14 protein-coding genes are annotated in these 15,371 nt (G+C 72.8%); 8 read left to right on the forward strand and 6 right to left on the reverse strand.

The genetic code is table 11. The annotated features are described in order from the left end of the window. Positions 1–1,462: thiamine pyrophosphate-dependent enzyme (locus NCC78_RS32530; RefSeq protein ID WP_250795151.1), on the reverse strand; the 1,462-nt coding region annotated here is incomplete at its 3' end. A 51-nt stretch (positions 1,463–1,513) separates the two neighbouring features. Beyond that, the gene (locus NCC78_RS15030; RefSeq protein WP_250795152.1) at positions 1,514–1,996 is read right to left on the reverse strand and encodes a MarR family winged helix-turn-helix transcriptional regulator; all 483 of its coding nucleotides are present in this window, start codon (positions 1,994–1,996) and stop codon (positions 1,514–1,516) included. A gap of 204 nt (positions 1,997–2,200) precedes the next feature. Between NCC78_RS15030 and NCC78_RS15035 the strand changes: the two genes are divergently transcribed. From NCC78_RS15035 to NCC78_RS15045, 3 genes are read left to right on the forward strand one after another with little or no spacing between them, the layout of a single operon-like run. Next, entirely contained in the window at positions 2,201–2,680 is a 480-nt protein-coding gene (locus NCC78_RS15035; RefSeq protein WP_250795153.1) for a GbsR/MarR family transcriptional regulator, read from the forward strand. After that, a complete protein-coding gene (locus NCC78_RS15040; protein ID WP_250795154.1) occupies positions 2,673–3,584 on the forward strand; it encodes an ABC transporter ATP-binding protein in 912 nt (303 codons plus the stop codon). The genes NCC78_RS15035 and NCC78_RS15040 overlap by 8 nt, the downstream gene beginning before the upstream one ends. After that, positions 3,571–4,368: an ABC transporter permease subunit gene (locus tag NCC78_RS15045; protein ID WP_250795155.1), complete on the forward strand. Its 798-nt coding sequence runs from the start codon at positions 3,571–3,573 to the stop codon at positions 4,366–4,368. Before NCC78_RS15040 ends, NCC78_RS15045 begins: the two co-directional genes overlap by 14 nt. 189 nt (positions 4,369–4,557) lie before the next feature. On the opposite strand, the gene NCC78_RS15050 is transcribed toward NCC78_RS15045, so the two are convergent. After that, the gene (locus tag NCC78_RS15050; RefSeq protein ID WP_250795156.1) at positions 4,558–4,962 is read right to left on the reverse strand and encodes a YjbQ family protein; all 405 of its coding nucleotides are present in this window, start codon (positions 4,960–4,962) and stop codon (positions 4,558–4,560) included. Between the two features lie 23 nt (positions 4,963–4,985). Beyond that, a complete protein-coding gene (locus NCC78_RS15055; RefSeq protein ID WP_250795164.1) occupies positions 4,986–5,405 on the reverse strand; it encodes a hypothetical protein in 420 nt (139 codons plus the stop codon). Positions 5,406–5,591: 186 nt separating this feature from the next. On the opposite strand from NCC78_RS15055, the gene aceE reads away from it, so the two are divergent. Further along, entirely contained in the window at positions 5,592–8,336 is a 2,745-nt protein-coding gene (gene aceE / locus NCC78_RS15060; RefSeq protein WP_308220910.1) for a pyruvate dehydrogenase (acetyl-transferring), homodimeric type, read from the forward strand. A 141-nt stretch (positions 8,337–8,477) separates the two neighbouring features. On the opposite strand, the gene NCC78_RS15065 is transcribed toward aceE, so the two are convergent. Next, a complete protein-coding gene (locus tag NCC78_RS15065) occupies positions 8,478–8,924 on the reverse strand; it encodes an SRPBCC family protein (protein ID WP_250795157.1) in 447 nt (148 codons plus the stop codon). Positions 8,925–9,109: 185 nt separating this feature from the next. Here NCC78_RS15065 and NCC78_RS15070 point away from each other — a divergent pair, with 185 nt between their 5' ends. From NCC78_RS15070 to gltX, 3 genes are all read left to right on the forward strand, one after another. After that, positions 9,110–10,459 carry a GH1 family beta-glucosidase gene (locus tag NCC78_RS15070; RefSeq protein ID WP_250795158.1) on the forward strand — a complete coding sequence of 450 codons (1,350 nt, stop codon included), beginning with the start codon at positions 9,110–9,112 and terminating at the stop codon, positions 10,457–10,459. Then, positions 10,456–11,733, forward strand: coding sequence for an MFS transporter (locus tag NCC78_RS15075; RefSeq protein WP_250795159.1), 1,278 nt, complete (start codon positions 10,456–10,458; stop codon positions 11,731–11,733). The genes NCC78_RS15070 and NCC78_RS15075 overlap by 4 nt, the downstream gene beginning before the upstream one ends. A 66-nt stretch (positions 11,734–11,799) precedes the next feature. Then, on the forward strand, positions 11,800–13,209 hold the full coding sequence (gene gltX, locus NCC78_RS15080; RefSeq protein ID WP_284706304.1) for a glutamate--tRNA ligase: 1,410 nt from the start codon (positions 11,800–11,802) through the stop codon (positions 13,207–13,209). A gap of 305 nt (positions 13,210–13,514) precedes the next feature. On the opposite strand, the gene NCC78_RS15085 is transcribed toward gltX, so the two are convergent. Then, entirely contained in the window at positions 13,515–14,168 is a 654-nt protein-coding gene (locus tag NCC78_RS15085; RefSeq protein ID WP_250795160.1) for a copper resistance CopC family protein, read from the reverse strand. A 247-nt stretch (positions 14,169–14,415) separates the two neighbouring features. Here NCC78_RS15085 and NCC78_RS15090 point away from each other — a divergent pair, with 247 nt between their 5' ends. After that, a complete protein-coding gene (locus NCC78_RS15090; RefSeq protein WP_250795161.1) occupies positions 14,416–15,066 on the forward strand; it encodes a hypothetical protein in 651 nt (216 codons plus the stop codon). Positions 15,067–15,371: the final 305 nt, after the last annotated feature.

The raw sequence follows: 15,371 nt of genomic DNA on the forward strand, positions 1-15,371 counted from the left end.
CGGGCCGTCGGGGCGCGAGCGGTGCGACCACGTCGGCGGGGGCGGCGAGCTTCGGCTCGTCCAGCACCTCCTCGGCGATGCGGCGCACCTGCCAGCCGATCTCGTCGTACCGGGCGAGCAGTTCCTCGCCGGCGGCGACGCCGGCCGCCACCAGCAGCCGCGCGGTGGCGGCGACCGGATCCCGGTCGACGTCCGCGGCGATCTCCCCGGTGCTCCGGTACGCGGTCTCGGCGTCCGCGCCGGCGTGTCCCATCAGCCGTACCGTGGACAGGTGCAGCACGGCCGGGCGCCGGTGCCGGCGCACCCAGGCCGCGGCCTCCACCGCCACCTCGTACGTCCGGACGAGGTCGGCGCCGTCGGCGGCGAAGTAGCGGAGTCCCGGCTTGGACCGCAGCGTGGTCTCCACCCATCCCCTGGGTGAGCGGACGCTGATGCCGAGGCCGTTGTCCTCGCAGACGAAGAGCACCGGGATGCGCAGGCCCGTGTGGTCGTACCAGCCGGCGGTGTTGAACGCGGCGGTGGCGCTGGCGTGGTTGACCGACGCGTCGCCGAAGGAGCAGACCACGATCGCGTCCGGCGGCCAGGGCGCGTGGGCCGCTCCCCCGCCGCTGCCGACCCGCACCCCACCCCCGGTACGCCGACCGGCCGTCTCCAGCCGGCGCAGCCGCTCCACCGCCAGTCCCATCCCGACGGCGCGGGGCAGGTGCGAGGCGATGGTGGAGGTGGTCGGGACGACGGCGAGGTCGGCCCGGCCGAAGACCTTGTGCCGCCCGCCGGCGATCGGCTCCCGGGTGGAGGCGACCATCCCGCGCAGCACGTCCCGGGCCGCCTCGGCGTACCCCCGGGCGAACGGCCGCTCCCCGACGGGGCCGGCTCGGCCGGTCTCCTCGCCGGGTCCGATCTCCTCGCCGGGCGCGGAAGCGTCGGCCGACCCGGAGCCCTCGACCGGCCCGGAGCCCTCGACCGGCCCGGAGCCTTCGACGGGGGCTGGGCCCTGGTCGAGGGCTGGGCCTTCGGCGAGGGCTGGGCCTTCGGCGGGGGCTGGGGCGTCGGCGGTTGGGGCGTCGGCGGGAACGGACGGGCCCGCGGGCGATCGGTCGGCGCTCGACGTGCCGCTGCCCGCCTGGGCGGCGCGGACGCAGTAGAAGGCCCCGGAGCGGTAGTGCAGCAGCGCCGGATCCGTGGGGCGCAGGGCGGCGGCGACCGCGGCGTTGCCCTCGTGACCCGCCGAGCCGATCGTGTAGTACCCCTCGCCGAAGCTGCGCAGCCACCGGCCGGCCAGGTCGAGCTGGCGGCTGGTCACCTGCGCGTCGAAGAGGTCCAGCGCCTGGGTGCCGGTCAGCGTCGTGTCGTCGGCCACCGGGGTCGCCGGGTCACGCCGCTGCTCGGGGGCGCCAAGCGCGGCCAGGGTCTCTCGGAACCGGTCGTCGAGATCGTGCGGGGTGGTCACGTCGGACAGCATTACCGACGAGCGGCCGGCGCGCCCACTCGGACACGAACCGCCCAGGACGGTTCAGTCGGTCTCGCACTGCTCCGGGCAGCCGCCGTCGGAGACCTTCCACACCAGCTCACGCAGGGTGGCGAGCTCCTCGGTGGAGAGCCCGGCGAGCAGTCGGGAGTCGGACATCACCTGCCGGACCCGGGCCCGCACCTGCCGGCCCGTCTCGGTCACCACCAGCGTCTTCTGCCGCCGGTCGGCGGGGTCGACCCGCCGCTCGACCAGCCCGGCCTGCTCCAGCTTGTCGACCAGCGCGGTCACGTTGGAGCGGTCGCATCCCAGCACCTCGGCGAGGTCGCGGGCGGGCAGCGGGCAGTCGGGGTCGAGCTCGTGCAGCGCGCGGGCGGTCGCCGGGGTGAGCCCCAGCTCGGCGAACTCCGTGCCCTGGTGGTGCCGCATGGCCGAGGCGATGTGGGTGATCCGGCCCACCACGTCCCCGGCCAGCCCGGAGCGGTCGCCCAGCTCGGGACCGGTGGGGGGAACGGTGCTCTGCGCCATGTCCCACATCGTACTTGCGGCCCGATAGTTGAGCAGGTCTGCTATTTACCTGCTCACGCAAACTGCGATGGGCTTGGAGGAGACCCACCTGGGCCGGCCGTGACGGCTGCTCGGTGACGGCTGACACGACGCGGGGCCTTTCCCGACGACAGCCCTCGGCGTACCTTGGGTTCAGAACTTTTTGAACCTTTAGAACGAGGCTTGATGACGGAACTGTCCGCCCAGCGCCGGTACGCCGAGGACGCCGCCGTCGTCCTGAACGGGCTGGGCCTGCCGCCGGCGTACGGCAAGCTGCTCGGCTGGTTGCTGGTCTGCGACCCGGCGTGGCAGACCAGCAGCCAGCTCGCCGAGGGGCTCGGGCTCTCCAAGGGCTCCGTCAGCACCGGCATGCGGATGTTGGAGACCAGCGGTCTCGCCCGCCGGGTGCCGGTGCCCGACCACCGCGGTCACGCGTACGAGGTCCGGCCGGACGCGATCATCCGAGTCGCCGCCGACGCCAGCAAGTTCCGGGTGTTCCGCGAGCTGATGGAACGGGGCCTGACCGTCGCGGGCGGCGAGGACGCCCCCCACACCGAACGACTCCGGGTGATGCGCGACTTCTACGCGTTCATCGAACGCGAGATGCCGAAGCTCGTCGAGCGCTTCCAGGCCGAATACGACACCGAGGGAGAGGTCCATGGCTGAGCCCGCCATCCACACCGAGGGACTGGTCAAGACGTACGGCCGCAACCGCGGCCTGACCGGGCTGGACCTGCGGGTCGAGCGCGGCGAGGTGTATGGCTTCCTCGGCCCCAACGGGGCCGGCAAGTCCACCACCATCCGGCTGTTGCTCGACCTGATCCGCCCGACCGCCGGTCGGATCAGCGTGCTCGGCGCCGAGCCCCGCCGCGACGGGGTGGCGCTGCGTCGCCGGATCGGCTATTTGGCCGGCGACTTCGTCGTCGACGGCCGACAGACCGCCCGGGAGCTGCTCACCTACCTGGGCAACCTGCGCGGCGGCGTACCCCGGGCCCGGATCGACGAGCTGGCCGCCCGGCTCGACCTGGACCTCGACCGACGGATCCGGGGCCTGAGCAAGGGCAACCGGCAGAAGGTCGGCGTCGTCCAGGCGTTCATGCACGACCCGGAGCTGCTGATCCTCGACGAGCCGACCAGCGGCCTGGACCCGTTCCTGCAGCACGAGTTCCTCGCCATGGTGCGCGAGGCGCGGGCCGACGGCCGGACGGTCTTCATGTCCTCGCACGTGATGAGCGAGGTGCAGCAGACCGCCGACCGGGTGGGCATCATCCGCGACGGCCGGCTGGTCACCGTGGCCCGGGTCGAGGAGCTGCGCGAGCGCGCCGTACGCAAGGTCGAGATCACCTTCGCCGAGCCGGTCGGCCAGGCGGAGTTCGCCGCCCTGCCCGGGGTCAGCGAGGTCAGCGTCACCGGCACCGTCCTGCGGTGCCGCCTGGACGGCCGGGCCGACGCGCTGGTCAAGGCGGCCGCCGGCCACACCGTGGTGGGGCTGCTCTCCGAGGAGCCCGACCTGGAAGAGCTCTTCTTCGGCTACTACTCGCGCGAGGAGGCCACCAGTGCTGCTGCGTGACCCGTTCACCAAGTCCCTGCACGACGCGCGCCGCTCCCTGCTGGGCTGGACGGTGGCGATCGTCGCCGTCGGCGCCATGTACGCCTCGTTCTGGCCGACCATGCAGTCGCCGGAGATGACGAAGGCGATGCAGGCGTACCCGGAGGGGCTGCTCGAGGCGTTCAACTACAGCGACCTGACCAGCGCGGCCGGCTACCTCGGCAGCGCCGTCTACGGGCTGCTGATCCCGCTGCTGGTGGCGGTCTTCGCGATCGCCGCCGGCACCCGGGCGGTGGCCGGGGACGAGGAGGCCGGCACCCTCGACCTGGTGCTGGCTCACCCGGTGGGCCGGACCCGGCTCGCGCTGCTCCGCTTCGCCGCGGTGGCGGTCGGCATCGTCACGGTGGCCGTCCTGCTCGGCCTGGCGATGGTGGCGCTGAGCGGGCCGGCCGGGTTCGACGGGATCGGCGTCGGCGGGTTCGCCGCGATGACCCTGCACCTGGCGCTGTTCGGGCTGGCCTTCGCGGCGCTCGCCTTCGCGGTGGGCGCGGCCACCGGGCGGCGGGCCGTCGCGCTCGCCGCCGGCGCCGGCGTAGCCGTTGTCGGCTACCTGGCGAACTCGGTGTTCCCGCAGGTGGAGGGGCTGACCTGGGCGCGGGAGATTTCCCCGTTCCACTGGTACCTGGGCGGCTCCCCCCTGGTCGACGGGGTGCAGCCGGTCGGCGCACTGCTGCTGCTCGGCACCACCGCGCTGCTGGTCGCCGCCGGCACCGCCGCCTTCACCCGCCGCGACCTCGCCGTCTGATCCCCCACCGCCCCCGGCCCGGGCCCGTCCGACGCGAGGCACCCGGGCCCGGGGCGCGGACCGCCGCCGCCGGCCGCCCGGCCTTGGGGCGCATGGACGGGTAGTTCCATAACGCCCGCAGGCACCACATTGGCGGCGGGCGAGGCCGGACGTCCCCCCGCCCGGGGTCAGGCGGGGCGGAACCCGGGGTCAGGCGGGGAGGAAGGAGAAGCGGACCTGGCGGGTGGGGTTGTCGCCGTTGGGGTCGACTAGGCAGAGCGACTGCCAGGTGCCGAGGGCCAACCGCCCGCCGATCACCGGCAGCGTCGCGTACGGGGGCACGAAGGCCGGCAGGAGGTGGTCGCGGCCGTGGCCGGGCGAGCCGTGCCGGTGCCGCCAGCGGTCGTCGGTGGGAAGCAGGTCGTCGAGGGCGGTGAGCAGGTCGTCGTCGGAGCCGGAGCCGGTCTCGATGATCGCCAGCCCGGCGGTGGCGTGCGGCACGAAGACGTGCAGCAGGCCGTCGCCCTGCCCGGAGACGAAGCGTTCGGCCTCGGCCGTGATGTCGCGGACAGTCGGTCGCGACCCGGTCTGGACGGTGATCACCTCACTGCGCATACGACGCATTCTGCCGCAGCCGATCAGGAGCTGCCGCCGCCACCGCCGCCGTCGCCACCACCGCCACCGAAGGAGCCGCCGCCGGAGTCCCCACCGCCGGACCACCACCCGCCGCCGGAGTCCCCGCCCCACCAACCGGTGCGCTCACCGTCCGAGCCGTGGTCGTGGTCGGCGCCGATGTGGCCGCTCGGAGCGTACGGGGTGTGGCCCGCGTCGTGCCGACCGTGCCGCGACGGCGGCACGCGTCGGGCGCCCCGACGCGGCGCCGGGGCACGCGACGCGCTCCGCACCACCGCCGTGCCCAGCACCGCCAGCACCCCGCCGAGGAGCAGGACCGGCAGGGACGACGGGTCCCCCGCCAGCAGCACCCCACCGGCACCGACCACCCCGACCGACCCGGCCGCCAGAAGGACCGCGCCGAGGACCACCTTCCGCCCGTTCATGCTGCCGACGGTAGGGGAACGGGGCAAACCGGAGCCGTCGGTGGACCCGTCCGGCCCATTGCGCAAAGTTACCGGCGGGTACCTGTGTTGAGCGTCGCGTCTCCGGGCGGTGGGCGTGACGGCGGGTGCCACCAGGAGGCAGGATGGCGCTAGAGACCTATCCCACACACAACCGAGGGAACGCCTGTGGCTACGGAACGCAAGCGCCCGGTGATCACCGCCGGTCTGCCGAGCCAGCTTCCGGACATTGACCCTGAAGAAACCAGCGAATGGGTCGAGTCGCTCGACGGTGTCATCGACGAGCGCGGCACCAAGCGCGCCCGCTACGTCATGCTGCGCCTGCTGGAGCGGGCCCGCGAGCGCCAGGTCGGGGTGCCGTCCCTGACCACCACGGACTACATCAACACCATCCCCCCTGAGCGCGAACCGTGGTTCCCGGGTGACGAGCACGTGGAGCGGCGGATCCGGGCGTACGTCCGATGGAACGCCGCCATGCTCGTGCACCGGGCGCAGCGCCCCGAGATCGGCGTCGGCGGGCACATCTCCACCTTCGCCAGCTCCGCCTCGCTCTACGAGGTGGGCTTCAACCACTTCTTCCGCGGCAAGGACCACCCCGGCGGCGGCGACCACATCTACTACCAGGGCCACGCCTCCCCCGGCATGTACGCGCGGGCGTTCCTCGAGGGCCGGCTCACCGAGCACCAGCTCGACGGGTTCCGCCAGGAGCTGTCCCACCCGAACGGCGGCCTGCCGTCGTACCCGCACCCGCGGCTGATGCCGGACTTCTGGGAGTTCCCCACGGTCTCCATGGGTCTGGGCGGCCTGAACGCGATCTACCAGGCCCGGTTCAACCGGTACCTGCAGCACCGGGGCATCAAGGACACCTCCGACCAGCACGTCTGGGCGTACCTCGGCGACGGTGAGATGGACGAGCCGGAGACCCTCGGCGCGATCGGGGTGGCCGCCCGCGAGGAGCTGGACAACCTCACCTTCGTGATCAACTGCAACCTGCAGCGGCTGGACGGCCCGGTCCGGGGCAACGGCAAGGTCATGCAGGAGCTGGAGGCGTTCTTCCGGGGCGCCGGTTGGAACGTCATCAAGGTGGTCTGGGGTCGGGAGTGGGACCCGCTGCTCGCCCGGGACACCGACGGCGCGCTGGTCAACCTGATGAACACCACGCCCGACGGTGACTACCAGACCTACAAGGCGGAGTCCGGCGAGTACGTCCGGGAGCACTTCTTCGGCCGCGACCCGCGGACCCGCAAGATGGTCGAGCACCTGAGCGACGACGAGATCTGGAACCTCAAGCGGGGCGGGCACGACTACCGCAAGCTCTACGCGGCCTACAAGGCGGCGATGGAGCACACCGGCCAGCCGACGGTGATCCTGGCCAAGACGATCAAGGGCTGGACGCTCGGCTCGCACTTCGAGGCCCGCAACGCGACCCACCAGATGAAGAAGCTGACGCTGGAGGACCTCAAGACCTTCCGCGACCGGCTCTACCTGGACATCCCGGACAAGGCGCTGGAGGAGAACCCCTACCTGCCGCCGTACTACCACCCGGGCGAGAAGTCCGACGAGATCGCCTACCTCCACGAGCGGCGCAAGCAGCTCGGCGGCTACCTGCCGTCGCGGCGCACCGAGGGCAAGCGGCTGACCATCCCCGGTCCGGAGCGGTTCTCCGACGTCAAGCGGGGCTCGGGCAAGCAGAAGGTGGCCACCACGATGGCCTTCGTCCGCCTGCTCAAGGACATCATGAAGGACAAGGAGTTCGGCAAGCGCTGGGTGCCGATCATCCCGGACGAGGCCCGCACGTTCGGCATGGACTCGCTCTTCCCGACGGCGAAGATCTACTCGCCGCACGGGCAGCGGTACACCGCCGTCGACCGGGACCTGTTCCTGTCGTACAAGGAGGCCCTCGGCGGGCAGATCCTGCACGAGGGGATCAACGAGGCGGGCTCGGTCGCCTCGTTCACCGCCGCCGGCTCGTCGTACGCGACCCACGGCGAGCCGATGATCCCGATGTACATCTTCTACTCGATGTTCGGGTTCCAGCGCACCGGCGACGGGCTCTGGGCGGCCGCCGACCAGATGGCCCGGGGCTTCCTGCTCGGCGCGACCGCCGGCCGAACCACCCTCAACGGTGAGGGCCTCCAGCACGAGGACGGCCACTCGCTGCTGATCGCCGCTACCAACCCGGCGGTGGTCGCGTACGACGCGGCGTTCGCCTACGAGCTGGCGCACATCATGGAAGCCGGCCTGCACCGGATGTACGGGGACGCGCAGGAGAACGTCTTCTACTACCTGACGGTCTACAACGAGCCGATCCTGCAGCCGGCCGAGCCGGAGGGCGTGGACGTCGAGGGGCTGCTCAAGGGCATCTACCGCTACTCCCCCGCGCCCCAGGTCAACGGGGACGCGCCGAAGGCCAACATCCTGGCCTCCGGCACCGGCATGCAGTGGGCGCTCAAGGCGCAGCAGCTGCTCGCCCAGGACTGGGGGGTGGCCGCCGACGTCTGGTCGGTGACCTCCTGGACCGAGCTGCGCCGCGACGCGGTGGAGTGCGAGGAGCACAACCTGCTCAACCCGGGCGCGGAGCAGCGGGTGCCGTACATCCAGCGCAAGCTGGCCGACGCCGACGGGCCGAAGGTCGCGGTCAGCGACTGGATGCGCGCGGTGCCGGACCTGATCGCCCGCTGGGTGCCCGGCGACTACACCTCGCTCGGCACCGACGGCTTCGGCATGTCCGACACCCGGCACGCGCTGCGCCGGCACTTCCACGTCGACGCGGAGTCGGTGGTGGTGGCGACGCTGCGGCAGCTCGGGCTGCGCGGCACGGTGCCGGAGAACGTGCCGGCCGAGGCGGCCAAGAAGTACGCGATCGAGGACGTCAACGCGGCCCCGGTCGGCGAGACCGGCGGCGACAGCTAGTCCGACGTACGCGAGAAGGGCCTGGCGCACACCGCGCCGGGCCCTTCTGCCGTCTGCAGCGCGGAGGCGGTGGCGGCCCGGAGCCCCTGGCGGGGACGCCGGGCCGCCACCGTCGCGCGGGTGACGCCAGGACGGACCCGGTCAGCCGACGGCGGCCAGGTCGGTCAGCCGGGCCAGCGAGTCCTCCAGGTCGGCGCCGACCCGACGCAGGCCGAGGCGGAGCAGGGCGGCCTTGACCGGGCCGGCCGGCCAGCGTACGACGATGAGCCGCACGATCGTCCCGCCCTCCTCCTCGTCGGCGGTGAGCTGGACGTAGATCTCGGTGCGCGCCTCCGCGCGGGCGCCGGCACCCTTGGCGCGTTCCCGCCAGCCGATCAGCGTCGGCTCCTGGTAGGCGATCACCTCGGCCTCATGCGCCGCGCCGCGCCCGGCCTGGACCAGCTGCCGCCGCCCGAAGCCCTCACCCGAGAGCACTTCGGCCGCACGGACCCCCGCCAGCCAGGCCGGCAACTGCTCGGCCCGCTGCACCACGTCCCAGACCGCTTCCACCGGCGCCATCACGTGCGCACTGCGTTCCACGAGGATCATTTCCGTCTTCCTCCAGTGAGGACATCCCACGATATCGGCACTCTATGCGCAAAATCGGACTTACCTGGACGGGTTCGGAAAAGACACGCCGAAACCCATTGCGTCCCGGCCCGCAACGGCCTATGGCGCATCGATCGGTAGCGCCCTAGAGTCCCGAACACGTTTCGCGTTCACCGGGAGGGCGCATGTCGACCGCAGCGATGCCCGAGTTCCCCGCCGGATTCCGCTGGGGAGTGTCCACCTCCGCCTACCAGATCGAGGGCGGCGTCGCCGAGGACGGACGGGGGCCCTCCATCTGGGACACGTTCGCCCACTCGCCCGGGCGGATCGCCGACGGCAGCACCGGCGACGTGGCGTGCGACCACTACCACCGGCACGCCGAGGACGTCGCGCTGATGGCCGGGCTGGGCGTCTCGGCGTACCGCTTCTCGATCGCCTGGCCCCGGGTGCGGCCCAGCGGCGACGGGCCGGTCAACCCGAGCGGGCTGGACTTCTACGACCGGCTGGTCGACGACCTGCTCGCCCACGACATCGACCCGGTCGCCACCCTCTTCCACTGGGACCTGCCCCAGCCGGTGCAGGACGCCGGCGGCTGGCTGCACCGGGACACCGCCCCCCGCTTCGCCGAGTACGCCGACGCGACCGCGGCCCGCCTCGGCGACCGGGTGAAGCTCTGGATCACGCTCAACGAGCCCTTCGTGCACATGACGCTCGGGCACGGCATGGGAGTGCACGCCCCGGGGCAGCTGCTGCTCTTCGACGCCTTCCCGGTCGCCCACCACCAGCTGCTCGGGCACGGTCTCGCGGTCGCCGCGCTGCGCACCCGGACCGCCAGCCCGGTGGGCATCGCCAACAACTACTCGCCGGTGCGGCCGGCCGGACAGAGTGACGCCGACCGGGCCGCCGCGGCGGCGTACGAGGCGCTGCACAACCGGCTCTTCACCGATCCGCTGCTCGGACGGGGCTACCCGGACTTCCCGGGCTTCGACCCGGCCGTGGTGCGCGACGGCGACCTGGCCGTGATCGCCGCGCCCATCGACGTGCTCGGGGTCAACTACTACAACCCGACCGGCGTACGCGCCCCCGAGGACGGCGCGCCGCTGCCGTTCGAGCTGGTGCCGCTCGACGGGTACCCGCGTACCGCCTTCGACTGGCCGGTGGTCCCCGATGGGCTGCGTGAGCTGCTCGGCTGGCTGCGGGACACCTACGGCGACGACCTGCCGCCGATCCAGGTCACCGAGAGCGGCTGCGCGTACGACGACGCGCCCGACGCCGACGGCCGGGTGCACGACCCGGAGCGGATCGCCTACCTCGACGGCCACCTGCGGGCGGTGCGCGCCGCGATCGACGAGGGCGTCGACGTGACCGGGTACTTCGTCTGGTCGCTGCTCGACAACTGGGAGTGGGCGGAGGGCTTCACCAAGCGCTTCGGCCTGGTGCACGTCGACTTCGACAGCGGAGCCCGTACGCCCAAGTCCTCGTACGCCTGGTTCCGCGACCTGATCGCGGCCGCCCGCCGGACGACGGCCCGGTGACCACCGTCGACCCGACCCCGACGTCGCTGCCGGCGGCGCTCGCCGAACCGGCCGTGCCGGTCCGGCGGAGCTGGATCGCGCTGATCTTCGCCGCCAACCTCGGGGTCTGGATGGCCTTCTTCACCCCGATCCAGGTGCTCCTGCCACAGCAGGTGGAGCGGATCGCGCCGGGCGACAAGGAGGCCATGCTCGCCGTGGTCACCGGCCTCGGCGCGCTCGCCGCGGTGCTCGCCAACCCGCTCGCCGGGGCGCTGTCGGACCGGACCTGCCTGCGCCTGGCCGGTCGGGAGTTCGGCCGCCGGCACGTCTGGACCGCCGGCGGGGCGCTGCTCGGCGCGCTCGCCCTGGTGCTGCTGGCCCGGCAGCAGAGCATCGCCGGGGTGGCCCTGGGCTGGGTGGCGGCCCAGATCTGCTTCAATGCGATGCTGGCCAGCCTGACCGCCGCCGTGCCGGACCGGGTGCCGGTGGCCCAGCGCGGCGGGGTCTCCGGCTGGGTGGGCATCCCGCAGGCGCTGGGGCTGGTGCTCGGCGTGGTGCTGGTGACGGCCCTGGTCGCCGGGAACTCCGCCGGCTACCTGGCGATCGCGGTGGCGGTGCTGGTGCTCGCCCTGCCGTTCGCGCTGCTCACCAGGGACGACCCGCTGCCCCGGGCGCACCGCCCGGCGCTGCGGCCGGGCGCCCTGCTCGCCTCGATGTGGGTCTCACCGCGGCGCCACCCCGACTTCGGCTGGGCCTGGATCACCCGTTTCCTGGTGCAGCTCGGCAACGCCCTCGGCACCCTCTACCTGCTCTACTTCCTCACCGACGAGGTACGCCACCCGGATCCGGAGGGCGGCCTGCTGGTGCTGATCCTGCTCTACACCGCCGGCCTGGCGGCCACCGCCGTGGTGGCCGGGCGGCTGTCCGACCGGTCCGGTCGGCGGAAGGTCTTCGTGATCGCCGCCGGCGGGATCATCGCGCTGGCCGCGCTGCTGCTCGCCGCCGCGCCGGTCTGGCCGGTGGCGCTGGTCGCCGCGCTGCTGCTCGGCGCCGGCTACGGCGTCTACCTGTCGGTGGACGCCGCGTTGATCACCCAGGTGCTGCCGACCGCGACCGACCGGGCCAAGGACCTCGGAGTGATCAACATCGCCAACTCGGCGCCGCAGGTGCTCGGACCGGCGGTCTCCGCGCCGATCGTGGTGCACCTGGGCGGCTATCCCGCGCTTTACGCGGTCACCGCGGCGGTCACCCTGCTCGGCAGCGTGCTGGTGCTGAAGATCCGGTCGGTTCCCTGAGCCGTCCGGGCCGCCGGACGGGCCCCCTGGCGAAACACGGTCGCGGTCGGCCGTAGGCTGGGGGACGTGACGGTACGTGTACGCTTCGCCCCCTCCCCGACCGGTATGTTCCACGTCGGCGGCGCCCGCTCGGCGCTGCTGAACTGGATCTACGCCAAGCAGCAGGGCGGGGTGTTCGTGCTGCGCATCGAGGACACCGACGCGGCGCGCAACAAGCCGGAATGGACCGAGGGCATCCTCTCGGCGCTGGACTGGATCGGCATCGCGCGCGGCACCTACGAGGGCCCTCACTTCCAGTCCGAGTACGCCGGCGAGCACCGGGCCGCCGCCGCCCGGCTGCACGAGTCCGGCCGGGCGTACTACTGCGACTGCACCCGCGAGGCCGTGCAGGCCCGCACCGGCTCCCAGTACCAGGGCTACGACGGCTTCTGTCGGGACCGTGGTCTGGAGCCCGGCGAGGGTCGCGCCCTGCGCTTCCGTACGCCCGACGAGGGCGAGACCGTGGTGGTCGACCTGATCCGCGGCGAGCCGACCTTCGAGAACAAGCTGATCGAGGACTTCGTCATCGCCCGGGCCGACGGCTCACCGGTCTTCCTGCTGGCCAACGTCGTCGACGACATGACCATGGGGATCACCCACGTCATCCGGGCCGAGGAGCACCTGCCCAACACCCCGAAGCAGCAGCTGCTCTGGGAGGCGCTCGGGGTGAAGCCGCCGGTGTGGGCGCACGTGCCGATCGTGGTCAACGAGAAGCGGCAGAAGCTCTCCAAGCGCCGGGACAAGGTGGCCCTGGAGGCGTACCGGGACGAGGGCTACCTCGCCACGGCGATGCGCAACTACCTGATGCTGCTCGGCTGGGCGCCGTCGGGTGACCGGGAGATCGTCCCGTGGTCGGTCATCGAGGAGGAGTTCCGGCTGGCGGAGGTCAACCCCTCACCGGCGTTCTTCGACGAGAAGAAGCTGCGCGCGTTCAACGGCGAGTACATCCGGGCGCTGCCGGTCGAGGAGTTCGTCGAGGCCTGCCAGCCCTGGCTGACCGGCACCGGCACCATCGCGCCGCCGCCGTGGCAGCCGGAGGAGTTCGACGCGGACGCCTTCGCGGCGGTGGCGCCGCTGACCCAGACCCGGATCGCGGTGCTCAGCGAGATCGTGCCGAACGTCGACTTCCTCTTCCTCGCCTCGCCGCTGGTCGACGAGGCAGCCTGGACCAAGGCGATGAAGGAGGGCTCGGCCGAGCTGCTGGACGCCGCCGTCGCGGCGTTCGAGGCGCTGGAGTCCTGGGACGCGGAGTCGCTGAAGTCGACAATGGAGGCGGTCGGCGCCGAGCGGGGCCTCAAGCTGGGCAAGGCACAGGCGCCGGTCCGGGTCGCGGTCACCGGCCGCACCGTCGGGCTGCCGTTGTTCGAGTCGCTGGAGGTGCTCGGCCGCGAGCGCACCCTGACCCGCCTGCGCGCCGCCCGGGTCCGCCTGGTCTGAGCCGCCCCTGGTCCTGGCGCTGCTCACCTCAACCGTTCCACCCGGCGGGGGCCGGGCCAGCACCGGTCTCGGCCAGCACCCCTCACCGCACCCTTTGCTCTGCATACCAATACGCAACGGTCACGGACAGTTCCTGCTGCGTATAGGTAAGCAGAGCAAAGAGCATGCGACGGGGTGGGTGGCCGAGGCCCGGGAGTCGATGCAGCTGCTGGTCACGCGCTTGCGGCGGCACGGGGCGGACGAGCGGAGGGCGACTCCGGTCACTGCCGGTGACCGACTGCCACCCGAGGTCTGCCGGCCGGCGCTCAGCCGCGGGTGGACCGGCGGCGCAGCAGCAGGCCCGCCACCAGGGCGGCGAGCAGCACCAGGCCGCCGAGCGCCCAGAGCCAGCCGCGTCCGGCCGGGTCGTCGCGCTCCCCCGCCGCCGGGACGGCGTCCGCCGACGGGCTGCCGCCCACCGGGCCGGGGACGGCCGACGCCGACCCGACCGGACCGGCCGGGGAGGGCGCCGCCGGGGACGGTGCGGCCGGCGCCCCAGCGGTCGGGCCGGTGCCGGCGCCCGTCGGCGGGGAACTCGGGGGTTCGGCCGGGGTGCCGGTGGTCAGGGTGAAGCGCACCTCGCCGGAGACCGGGTGCCCGTCACTCGACGCCAACTGGTAGCCGACGATGTAGAGCCCCGCCCTGCCGGGCTTGAACGGCACGCTCACCAGGGAGCCGGAGAAGCTCGGCGTGCCGCCGAGCGCGGCCACGTTGTCCGGCCCGGTGACTGTGATCTTCGTCGTACCCGGGTCCGGCTTCGCCAGAAACCGGAGCTCGATCCGGGACGGAGCCTCGGCCACCCGCGCGCCGTCGCGCGGATCGCTGCCGGTCAACGAGTTGTGCGCGGCCGCTGGCGTCGCCGGCAACAACAACGACACACCGAGCGCCACGCCCAACAGCGCTGGCCAGGCACGCGCCACGCGTGCGACCCTGCCCCCCATGAACCCCTCCGTAAAGGTACGATCCGCCCGCTGATCAACGGCTGCTGCTCATTAGTCGGGCCGAGATCGCAGATAGTTCCAAATACAGTTCCATGAGCTGCAACCGATCGACGTTCTGCGGAGTCTTTGAGGTGGGCACCCGGTGTGCGGATCCGGTCACCTCCGTCCACCGACCAACGCGTGACCTGCAGCGAAGCCATCCATCGAACGGGGCGAGGAGGCGGCGATGGTCCGACGGATAGGGCGACTGGTCACCGTGTTGGCAGGCGGGCTCGCGGCGGGGGTCCTGTCGTTCGGCCTCGCCGGGGCGGCGAAGGCGGCGCCGAAGCCGCCGCCCGCGGGCGTGGACATCACCGGGGAGGGCCTCGGCCAGCCGCTGCGGCTGCGCGCCGACACCCACCCGGCCCACGTGGTCGCGGTCATCGACCAGGTCAACTTCCTGGGCCGTACCGGCCAGGCCGCCGGCCCGAAGGCGGCGAACCTCGGTCCGAAGTACACCGTCGTGGTGCTCGTCGGTGACACTCCGAAGCAGACGTACGACCTCTACCCGAAGGCGGTCGGCGGGCCGCGCGTCTACCGGCCGGCCAAGCAGCCGGACGCCCGGAAGACCAGCGCCGGCTGGTTCCTCGGCCGACTGAGCATGTCGGAGACCCTGCGCACCGCCGGGGTGCCGCTGGAGCGCCAGTTCGACACGGTCAGCGGCGGCGTCGGCGGCGGCGAGCGGGTCATCCCGGAGGATGCGCTCAACCCGGCGAAGGACATCGACGAGGCGCTCGGCGAGTTGCAGCGGCTGCTGCTGCTCAACGTGGCGGTGATGCTGACCATCACGTTCGGTCTCGCCGGGATCGCGCTGCTGATCCGCCGCCGCACCCGCTGACCCCGGCGGGGATCAGATCCCCAGGACCACCTCTGCCGTGGAAGTGCCCCGCCTCCACCAGGCGGTGCACGTTCACCGCACGGGGCAGTGGGAACGTCCGTCCGACGTGGACGGTGAGCCGGCCCGGCGGCGACCAACCGGACGGGCGCCGCGTGGTCAGCACCAGCGGCGTGGCGGGCGCTCCCGGCGGACGGCCCGGTGACGCGGGCGGACCGGCCCGTGCCGGTGCCCGCCCGCCCAGCCGGGCAGGTCACTGAGGCAGCCCTGGGCCCCGGTCGGCTCCGCCTCGGCGGGCAGGGCCGGCT

Origin of the sequence: Micromonospora phytophila (assembly GCF_023656545.1) — a bacterium.
Taxonomy (GTDB): domain Bacteria; phylum Actinomycetota; class Actinomycetes; order Mycobacteriales; family Micromonosporaceae; genus Micromonospora; species Micromonospora phytophila.

Bases quoted from the DNA above. Each gene is read 5' to 3' on its own strand.
- NCC78_RS15040 (WP_250795154.1), top strand. From the start codon at position 2,673: ATGGCTGAGCCCGCCATCCACACCGAGGGACTGGTCAAGACGTACGGC.
- NCC78_RS15070 (WP_250795158.1), top strand. From the start codon at position 9,110: ATGTCGACCGCAGCGATGCCCGAGTTCCCCGCCGGATTCCGCTGGGGA.
- NCC78_RS15065 (WP_250795157.1), bottom strand. From the start codon at position 8,924: ATGATCCTCGTGGAACGCAGTGCGCACGTGATGGCGCCGGTGGAAGCG.
- NCC78_RS15030 (WP_250795152.1), bottom strand. From the start codon at position 1,996: ATGGCGCAGAGCACCGTTCCCCCCACCGGTCCCGAGCTGGGCGACCGC.
- NCC78_RS15050 (WP_250795156.1), bottom strand. From the start codon at position 4,962: ATGCGCAGTGAGGTGATCACCGTCCAGACCGGGTCGCGACCGACTGTC.
- NCC78_RS15090 (WP_250795161.1), top strand. From the start codon at position 14,416: ATGGTCCGACGGATAGGGCGACTGGTCACCGTGTTGGCAGGCGGGCTC.
- NCC78_RS15055 (WP_250795164.1), bottom strand. From the start codon at position 5,405: ATGAACGGGCGGAAGGTGGTCCTCGGCGCGGTCCTTCTGGCGGCCGGG.
- NCC78_RS15035 (WP_250795153.1), top strand. From the start codon at position 2,201: ATGACGGAACTGTCCGCCCAGCGCCGGTACGCCGAGGACGCCGCCGTC.